Origin of the sequence: Nocardioides sp. (assembly GCF_034670285.1) — a bacterium.
Taxonomy (GTDB): Bacteria; Actinomycetota; Actinomycetes; order Propionibacteriales; family Nocardioidaceae; genus Nocardioides.
Genome location: NZ_JAXMNS010000167.1, coordinates 1 through 7,586 on the forward strand (window position 1 = coordinate 1; position 7,586 = coordinate 7,586).

The window sequence follows — 7,586 nt, forward strand, 5'->3', positions numbered from 1 at the left end:
CGCTCGACGACGTCCTCGCGCTCCAACGCGCCACTGATGCCGTCTTCGTCGACCCGGCCGTCAAGCGCTACATCGTCGACCTCGTGGGCGCCACCCGCGACGCGAGGTCGTCGCTCGGCGACCGACTCGGTGAATACGTCGAGGTCGGCGCCAGTCCGCGCGCGACCATCGCCTTCTTCAACGTCGCCCGCGCCCTTGCCGTGCTCGACGGCCGCTCCTACGCCACCCCCGACGACGTCCGCGAGCTCGCCCACAGCGTGTTGCGGCACCGGATCCACCTGAGCTTCGAGGCGCTGGCCGACCGGGTGCCGGTGGAGACAGTCATCGACGCCGTGTTGAGCGCCGTCCCCGCTCCCTGACGATGGCGCTGCTCCCGCAGGTCAAGGCGCGCCTGTCGCTGCACACGCACCGCGAGGCGCTCGGTCTCCTCGACGGCGTGCACGCGACCGTTCGCGCGGGGCGCAGCATGGACTTCAACGACCTGCGCGACTACGTGCGCGGCGACGACGTCAAGGACATCGACTGGAAGGCGTCGGCTCGCACCCGTTCGCTGCTCGTCAAACGATACGAGGCCACGCGCCAGCACACCGTGCTCCTCGCGGTCTCGACCGGGCGCAGCATGGCCGCCCACCTGGAGAGCGGCGTCATCAAGCGTGAGGTCGCCGTCTTCGCCGCCGGTGTCATCGGGCTGGCAGCGGTGCGTCACGGCGACCGCGTCGGTCTGGCGTGTGGCTCGGGCACCGAGCAGCACTACCTGCCGCCGGCCTCCGGCGACCTGCACCTGGAGCGCTGTCTCCAGCAGGTCGACGAGACGACGACCTCGAGCGCCGGGCCGGCCGACCTCGGCAACCTGCTGGGTCACGTGGCCCGGTCCTACCGTCGCCGCGCCATGGTCGTCGTCGTGTGCGACGACCTCGAGATCGACGATGCCGCTCTGAGCGCGCTGCGACGACTCGTCGTGCAGCACGAGGTGATCATGCTGTTCATCGCCGACCTGGACCCCACCCGGCTCGGGTCCGACGCCACGGTCATGGACGTCGACCGCGGCACAGCCCTGCCCGACTGGGTGCTGCGCGACGCCGCGCTGGCCGACGCGTACGACGAGGCCCTCGCCCTGGCCCGACTTTCACTGGCCGAGCGGCTCGCCACCCTCGGCATCGTGCACGCGACGGTGCACGACGAGGCAAGCACCCTGACCACGATCCACCGCCTCCTCGAGAGCCACCGTCGTGGCGGCCGCCGCTGACCTCCTCGGCCCGGCCGACTATTCCGACACGTGGGCGGTGCTGGCCATCGCCGGCGTGGTGGTCGTGGTGGCCTACTACGTCGCGGTGCTGTGGTGGACGCGCACTCCCACACAACACACGCGCCCCCGTCCGGCGCCGAGTCGAGGGGCGCGGCGTCGTCACCTCCGCGAGCTCGGCGCCGTCGAGCGTCGGGTCCGGGCCGGACAGATCTCGGCGCGCCAGGGGCACCAGGAGATCAGCGCCACGGTCCGGGGCTTCGCCGAGACGATGGGCGGGGTGCCAGCCTCGACGATGACGCTGAGCGCGCTGCGCCGTACGGCACCGAGCACGCTGACCGATCTCGTCGAGTCGCTCTACGAGCCTGCCTTCGCCGGCGACGAGACCGAGGCAGCCGAGCGTTTCGACCCGACCCTGGACCGGGCACGTCAGGTGGTGACGTCGTGGAGCTGAAGTGGCCCTGGCTGCTGGTGACGATCGCGGCGGCGACGCTCGTCCTGCTGGCGTGGTGGAGCCGTAGGCCGCGACAGACGGTCGGCGCCGACGCTCTCGTCATGGCGCACGTCTCGCTGCTGCGCGGGCTGCCCCGCTACCGGCAGCTGAGACGTCGGCGGACTGCGCTCCTGGCCTGGCTGGTGATCGGCGCGTTGGTCACCATCGCCGGCGCCACCCTGCTCTCCGCCCGGCCCCAGCAGACGCGGATCGAGGCGACCGCGAAGAGCCGCGACGTGATGCTCTGCCTCGACGCGTCGGGCTCGATGGACCGCTTCAACCGTCGCGTCGTGGAGCAGGTGCAGCTGCTGCTCGACGAGCTCGTCAATGCCCGGGTCGGGCTGACCGTGTTCAGCGGCACCGCGGTGACCCTCGTGCCGCTGACCCAGGACCTGGCCTACGTCAAGGAAGAGCTGGTCAACGCCGAGAAAGCCTTCCTCCGCGGTGGCTTCATCTACGTCGCCGGCGTCGAGCTCGAGCGCGATCGACGCGCCTCACTCGTGGGCGACGGGGTCGCCTCCTGCTCACAACGCTTCGACCGGCCCGACGAGGACCGCTCCCGATCGATCATCGTGACCTCCGACAACGACCCGCTCGGCGCGCCGGTCTACTCGGTCGGCGAGGGTGCCGCCTACGCCGCGGAACGCGACGTCGTCGTGCACGCCATCGCCTCTCCTGCGACGAAGGACGACGGTGCTGCGCAGGAGTTCCGTGACGCCGTCGAAGCCACCGGTGGCATCTACGCCACCCTCGACGACGACGGCTCTGCCGACGAGCTCCTTGCGCAGATCCAGCGTCGCGACGAGTCTCGCGCTGAGGGACCGCCACGCACGATCGAGAGCGAGTCGACGTACGTCGGCGCTGCGGTGACCGTGGTCGGCGTGGGCGTGCTCGGCCTCGGCTGGCTCCTGCAGGGCATCGCCCGACGACCGCGCAGGACGAAGCGATGAAGGGGCTTGCCGTGCTGCGTCGCGTGGGCATCGCGGTGCTGCTCGCGCTGATCGTCATTCGACCCGACTTCGGAACGACCGCGGTGGAGACGACCAGCGCGCGTCAGGTCGCGATCGTCCTGGTCGTCGACCGCACGAAATCGATGGATGCCCTCGACGTCGACGAGGGCCCGCGCTTCGACCGGCTGCGCACCGACCTGATCGAGCTGGTGCGTTCCCTGCCTGAGGCGAGCTTTGCGCTGATCAGCTTTGCCACCGAAGCCACGGTCGAGCTGCCGCTCACCAGCGACCTGGCGATCGTCGAGCAGCGGCTGGCCGCACTCGACCTCGAGTCGCCGCTGCGAGCCGACGGCTCCCGCCTCGACCGACCGCTGGAGAAGGTCGTCGGGCTGATGCAGCAGACCATCGCCCAGACACCGGACGGGCTCGTGAGGATCGTGCTCGCCGGCGACGGCGAGAACACCGAGAGCGGCTCCCAGGCGTCGTACGCCCCGGTCCGTCGGCTGATCTCGGACGGCGTGGTGCTCGGCTACGGGACCGAGGACGGCGGGCGGATGACGATCGCCGGCGGGACCGACCTGTCACAGGGCTACATCCCCGTCGGCGGCTCGGACCGACCCGCAATCTCGCGCTTCGACCCGCGCAACCTGCGCACGGTGGCCGACGAGCTCGGCGTCCCGTTCGTGCACCGCGACCGGGCGGGCGGCATCGACGCCGTCGCGACCCGGATCGGCGAGGACACGGTGGAGGGCAGCGCGCTGTCCGGCCGTGAGCTCACCTGGCTGTTTGCGATGTTGTTGCTGATCCTGGCGTTGATCGAGCTGCGCGCGTCGTGGCGAGGACTGCTCAGCACGGCGCGCGATCGGGTGCGGTCATGAGGCGCGATCGTCGCAGGCTGCGGTCGCGTCTGCTGATCCTGGGCGTCCTGCCCGCCCTGGTGGTGACCGGCTTCGCGACGAAGACGGCTCATCTCCTGCACCACTCGCACGAGGGCGCCTCCGCGTTGCAGGCCGAGAATCCGGAGGCGGCTCGGCGCGCGTACTCCTCCACCGGCTTGATCAACATGCTCGAGCCGTGGATCGCTTCCTACAACGAGGGGATCGCCGCCTACTTCCTGTCCCCCGCCGCTGACGGCGCCTCGGCCGTCGAGCTGTTCGAGGTCGCGCTCGAGCTCGCCCCGCCCGAGGAGCGGTGCCGCGTACGCCACAACCTCGCGCTCGCGATCGAGGCCGAGGGAGACGCCGAGGCGACGGCTGACCTCACCGACGCACGCGAGCAGTGGTTCGCGGCGCGCACGACCCTGCGCGCCTGTCTCCCCGACGCCTCGAGCTCGGGCCCCCGCGAGACCGAGGCGCTTGCCGTCATGACGGCGGACGAGGAGAAAGCGATCGCCGAGATCGATCGTGGCCTGGCCGAGAAGCTCATCGAGCAGGCGCAGCCCCTCCCGCGCGACCCGGACAAACCGATCAAGGGGCAGGACGCCGACTTCGACAACCTCTCGCGGCGCGAGCAGGAAGAGCTGCTCGGACTGCGCAACGAGGAGGCCCGGCAAACTCGGGAGGAGCAACGCAAACGAAGTGGGCAGGACACCGACTTCTCGCAACCGATTGACCCCGAGTCGACCGGCCAGCCGGAGCAGAACCCCGACTACAACTGGTGAGAGATTCTCCCTACGACGTGCCGCCTGCGCCGGGCCCTAGGGTTGCCACGTGACTACCACTCGCTCGCTTGCAGGATTCACCGGTCGGGGATACGACAAGGGTCGGTCGGTGGTGTGGCAAGCGCTCTGGATGCTCGCGTCAAGCGCCTTCATCTCGCAGTGGTGGTGCCCGCCCAAGCTCCGAGTTCGCCTGCTGAGGGTCTTCGGCGCCGAGATCGGCTCCGGGGTCGTGATCAAGCACCGGGTTCGCATCCACTGGCCCTGGAAACTGACGATCGGCAACGACTCATGGATCGGCGAGAACGCCTACATCCTCAACCTCGAGCCCGTGACCATCGGGCACGACGTCTGCGTGTCCCAGGAGGCGATGCTCTGCACCGGGAGTCATGACCACCGCTCCCCCACGTTCGAGTTCGACAACGCTCCGATCCGGATCGAGGACGGCGCCTGGATCGCAACCCGGGCCACGGTGCTGCGCGGGTGCACGGTCGGTCGCGGCGCGATCGTCGGCGCAAGCGCGCTCGTGACCGAGAATGTTGCGCCGGACTCGATCGTGCTGGCGCCCCGCGCCGTCACCCTGGAGCGCTGAGCTCGGGCGGGGGTCAGCCCCCGGCGAAGGGCGGCAAGAACTCCAAGGTGTCGCCTGCCGCAACGAGCACGTCGTCCGGGTCCTCGGTCGAAACCGGACGGTCTCCGAGCAGCACCGAGCAGGCATCGAGCACCGCCAGGAGTCGGCTCTCAGGGTGTTCCTCCCCCAGCCGACGCAGCACCTCCGAGAGCGTGATCGGCGCGTCGATGGCGAGCGTCTCGGCGTCCATCCCCGCCGCGGAGCGCGCCGACGCCCAGTAACGGATCGAGATCGTGCCCATCTCATTCCTCACATTCACTCCCTGTGTCCCTGGCGTTTCGATTATTCTTCACCCAGATCAACTGGCCGAAGCCCACTGACGTGTTTCGGTCTCACCCATCGCGGAGGAGACCACCCATGAGCACGCTCCTGTTGTTGACCAGCGCCCTTCAGCCCTCTGTGGAGGTTCTTCCCGGGCTGTCCTTGCTGGGCCACCAGGTCAAGATCTTGCCCGCCGAAGGAAGCGCGCTGCTCGAGGCCCCCGATTCCGACCTCCTGCTGGTCGACGGTCGCCAGGAGCTCGCCGGCGCCCGCGACCTGTGCCGCCTGATCCGCACCACCGGCACCGACGTCCCCGTCCTGCTCATCGTGACCGAGGGCGGGCTGTCCGTCGTCAGCCACGACTGGGGCATGGACGACGTCGTCCTCCACACCTGCGGACCCGCCGAGCTCGAGGCCCGCATCAAGCTCGCGATCAGCCGCCTCTCCGCGGCCCGCGACGCCGCCGACCCCGACGCCCACGTCATCCGCTCCGGCGAGGTTGTCGTCGACGAGGCCACCTACACCGCGAAGATCCACGGACGTCCGCTCGACCTGACGTTCAAGGAGTTCGAGCTGTTGAAGTACCTCGCCCAGCACCCTGGGCGCGTCTTCAGCCGCCAGCAGCTGCTCCAGGAGGTCTGGGGCTATGACTACTTCGGTGGCACGCGCACCGTCGACGTCCACGTGCGGCGCCTGCGCGCCAAGCTCGGTGTCGAGAACGAGACGCTCATCGGCACCGTGCGCAACGTCGGCTATCGGTTCGTGCTGCCGACGAAGGAGAAGGACTCCGCGATGGCGGACTCCGCGCGCGTGAGCGAGCGGTCCTCGCAGGACGCCTGAGGTTGTAGGTCGGCTTCAGGGGTTTCGAGGCTCGCTGCGCTCGCACCTCAACCACCGTGGGTCGGGGCTTCGTCGACGCTCGCTTCGCTCGCTGCTCAGCCTCCCGGCCTGCTCAGCCTCCCGGCCTGCTCAGCCTCCCGGCCTGCTTAGCCTCCGGTGTCGGCCGTCAGCGGTGCACCGGTCTATGTGGGCACGCCACGCCGTACTTCACCTTGCACCTCAACCGTCGCCACGATCGCCTCCCCCAAGACATGCACCCATCATCACCCCACGAGGGTGCCGTCACCAGATTTCTTGTATGACGTTTGTGAGTCAGTCACGAGTCAGGGTTCGCGGAGGGCTAGCCACCCGCAGCCGAGCATGCCCACCACCCAGGCCAGCAGCACCGGCAGGTCGCCGGCGTGAACGCCGTGCCCGGACGTGAGCACCAGGATCACCGGTCCGGCTCCCTGGCGGGTGTCGAAGATCAGGCTGCTGACGACATAGGTCAGGCAGGTCGCGATCACCGCCACCACCGTCAGGCGCTGCCAGACCGGGCCCACGGCGGTCAGAGTCGGGGCCGGAAGTGGAGCCCGACCTCGGGGTCGACCACGATCTCCTGAGCGGCGTCGATGCCGTCGGTGAGCAGGGCTGCGTCGGTGGGGATGTTGCGCTTGATCACGGCCAGGGCGATCGGACCGAGCTCGTGGTGGCGCGCCGAGGTGCCGACGTAGCCGACGACCTTCTCGCCCAGGACGACGTCCGCGCCGATCTCGGGCAGCCGGTTCTCGGAGCCGTCGAGGTGCAGCAGGGTCAGGCGACGTGGCGGACGGCCCAGGGTGTGCACACGGGCGACCGTCTCCTGGCCGCGGTAGCACCCCTTGTCGAGGTGCACCGCCGGCCCGATCCAGCCCATCTCGTTGGGGATCGACCGGTGGTCGGTGTCGAGTCCGAAGCGCGGCTCGCCGCGAGCGATGCGGAGCGCCTCGAAGGCCCACGTGCCGGCAGCAGGGCCGGCCGCGGCGGCGTAGGCCTCGAGCTGGTCGCGCGGGACCAGCCGGTAGCCGGTCGCGGGACGCCAGGTGAGGGCGTGCTCTGCGGTCTCGTCGGTGATCTCGACGCGGGTCATGAACTTCATCCGCTCGAGGTACTCGATGAGCGCGGCGGCCGTGCCCGGCTCGGTCCAGGCGGTGAAGGACTCGCCGTCGTCGACGCCGCGGAACTCGTGCTCGACGTGGCCCTGCGGGCTCAGGATGAGTCCCTGGGTCTCGACGTTCGGGGCGAGGTCGAGGAAGTACTGGGTGGTCAGCGCGTGCAGCCAGGTCAGCCGGTCGGGGCCGGTGATGCGCAAGACGTCGTGGTGCGACAGGTCGACGAATCCTTCGCCGGCCTCGAGGGAGCGCTGCTCCACGTTGAAGGAGCCGTAGTGGGCAGCGACGGGCGCATCGATCCCGTTGCCGGCGACGGCGTCTGGCAGCGACAGCAGCGGGCTGGGTGTCGTACTCGTCATGGTGCGCATCCTCCTTGGCAGG

At 69.8% G+C, this 7,586-nt stretch carries 10 protein-coding genes and 1 pseudogene; 8 read left to right on the forward strand and 3 right to left on the reverse strand.

The window, feature by feature from the left end; translation table 11 throughout:
* The 7 genes and pseudogenes from VOI19_RS09965 to VOI19_RS09995 all read left to right on the forward strand — a co-directional run.
* A pseudogene (locus VOI19_RS09965) lies at positions 1 to 359 on the forward strand (MoxR family ATPase); the annotation flags it as partial.
* Between the two features lie 2 nt (positions 360 to 361).
* On the forward strand, positions 362 to 1,246 hold the full coding sequence (locus VOI19_RS09970) for a DUF58 domain-containing protein (RefSeq protein WP_323792811.1): 885 nt from the start codon (positions 362 to 364) through the stop codon (positions 1,244 to 1,246).
* Positions 1,230 to 1,697: a hypothetical protein gene (locus VOI19_RS09975; RefSeq protein WP_323792812.1), complete on the forward strand. Its 468-nt coding sequence runs from the start codon at positions 1,230 to 1,232 to the stop codon at positions 1,695 to 1,697. Before VOI19_RS09970 ends, VOI19_RS09975 begins: the two co-directional genes overlap by 17 nt.
* Positions 1,688 to 2,686, forward strand: coding sequence for a vWA domain-containing protein (locus VOI19_RS09980; RefSeq protein ID WP_323792813.1), 999 nt, complete (start codon positions 1,688 to 1,690; stop codon positions 2,684 to 2,686). The genes VOI19_RS09975 and VOI19_RS09980 overlap by 10 nt, the downstream gene beginning before the upstream one ends.
* A complete protein-coding gene (locus VOI19_RS09985; protein ID WP_323792814.1) occupies positions 2,683 to 3,564 on the forward strand; it encodes a VWA domain-containing protein in 882 nt (293 codons plus the stop codon). The genes VOI19_RS09980 and VOI19_RS09985 overlap by 4 nt, the downstream gene beginning before the upstream one ends.
* On the forward strand, positions 3,561 to 4,346 hold the full coding sequence (locus VOI19_RS09990; RefSeq protein ID WP_323792815.1) for a hypothetical protein: 786 nt from the start codon (positions 3,561 to 3,563) through the stop codon (positions 4,344 to 4,346). The genes VOI19_RS09985 and VOI19_RS09990 overlap by 4 nt, the downstream gene beginning before the upstream one ends.
* A gap of 49 nt (positions 4,347 to 4,395) precedes the next feature.
* Complete coding sequence (locus VOI19_RS09995) at positions 4,396 to 4,935, forward strand: hypothetical protein (RefSeq protein WP_323792816.1); 540 nt, start codon at positions 4,396 to 4,398, stop codon at positions 4,933 to 4,935.
* A gap of 13 nt (positions 4,936 to 4,948) precedes the next feature.
* Here the strand turns inward: VOI19_RS09995 and VOI19_RS10000 are convergent, their stop codons facing one another.
* Positions 4,949 to 5,215 (reverse strand): MoaD/ThiS family protein, encoded by a 267-nt coding sequence (locus tag VOI19_RS10000; protein WP_323792817.1) that lies wholly within the window; start codon positions 5,213 to 5,215, stop codon positions 4,949 to 4,951.
* A 116-nt stretch (positions 5,216 to 5,331) separates the two neighbouring features.
* Here VOI19_RS10000 and VOI19_RS10005 point away from each other — a divergent pair, with 116 nt between their 5' ends.
* Positions 5,332 to 6,075, forward strand: coding sequence for a response regulator transcription factor (locus VOI19_RS10005; RefSeq protein WP_323792818.1), 744 nt, complete (start codon positions 5,332 to 5,334; stop codon positions 6,073 to 6,075).
* A gap of 323 nt (positions 6,076 to 6,398) precedes the next feature.
* Here the strand turns inward: VOI19_RS10005 and VOI19_RS10010 are convergent, their stop codons facing one another.
* Positions 6,399 to 6,617: a hypothetical protein gene (locus VOI19_RS10010; RefSeq protein ID WP_323792819.1), complete on the reverse strand. Its 219-nt coding sequence runs from the start codon at positions 6,615 to 6,617 to the stop codon at positions 6,399 to 6,401.
* Positions 6,618 to 6,622: 5 nt separating this feature from the next.
* A complete protein-coding gene (locus VOI19_RS10015) occupies positions 6,623 to 7,564 on the reverse strand; it encodes a folate-binding protein (protein ID WP_323792820.1) in 942 nt (313 codons plus the stop codon).
* Between the last annotated feature and the right edge of the window lie 22 nt (positions 7,565 to 7,586).

Bases quoted from the DNA above. Each gene is read 5' to 3' on its own strand.
- VOI19_RS09970 (WP_323792811.1), top strand. From the start codon at position 362: ATGGCGCTGCTCCCGCAGGTCAAGGCGCGCCTGTCGCTGCACACGCAC.
- VOI19_RS09985 (WP_323792814.1), top strand. From the start codon at position 2,683: ATGAAGGGGCTTGCCGTGCTGCGTCGCGTGGGCATCGCGGTGCTGCTC.
- VOI19_RS09990 (WP_323792815.1), top strand. From the start codon at position 3,561: ATGAGGCGCGATCGTCGCAGGCTGCGGTCGCGTCTGCTGATCCTGGGC.
- VOI19_RS10000 (WP_323792817.1), bottom strand. From the start codon at position 5,215: ATGGGCACGATCTCGATCCGTTACTGGGCGTCGGCGCGCTCCGCGGCG.
- VOI19_RS10005 (WP_323792818.1), top strand. From the start codon at position 5,332: ATGAGCACGCTCCTGTTGTTGACCAGCGCCCTTCAGCCCTCTGTGGAG.
- VOI19_RS10015 (WP_323792820.1), bottom strand. From the start codon at position 7,564: ATGACGAGTACGACACCCAGCCCGCTGCTGTCGCTGCCAGACGCCGTC.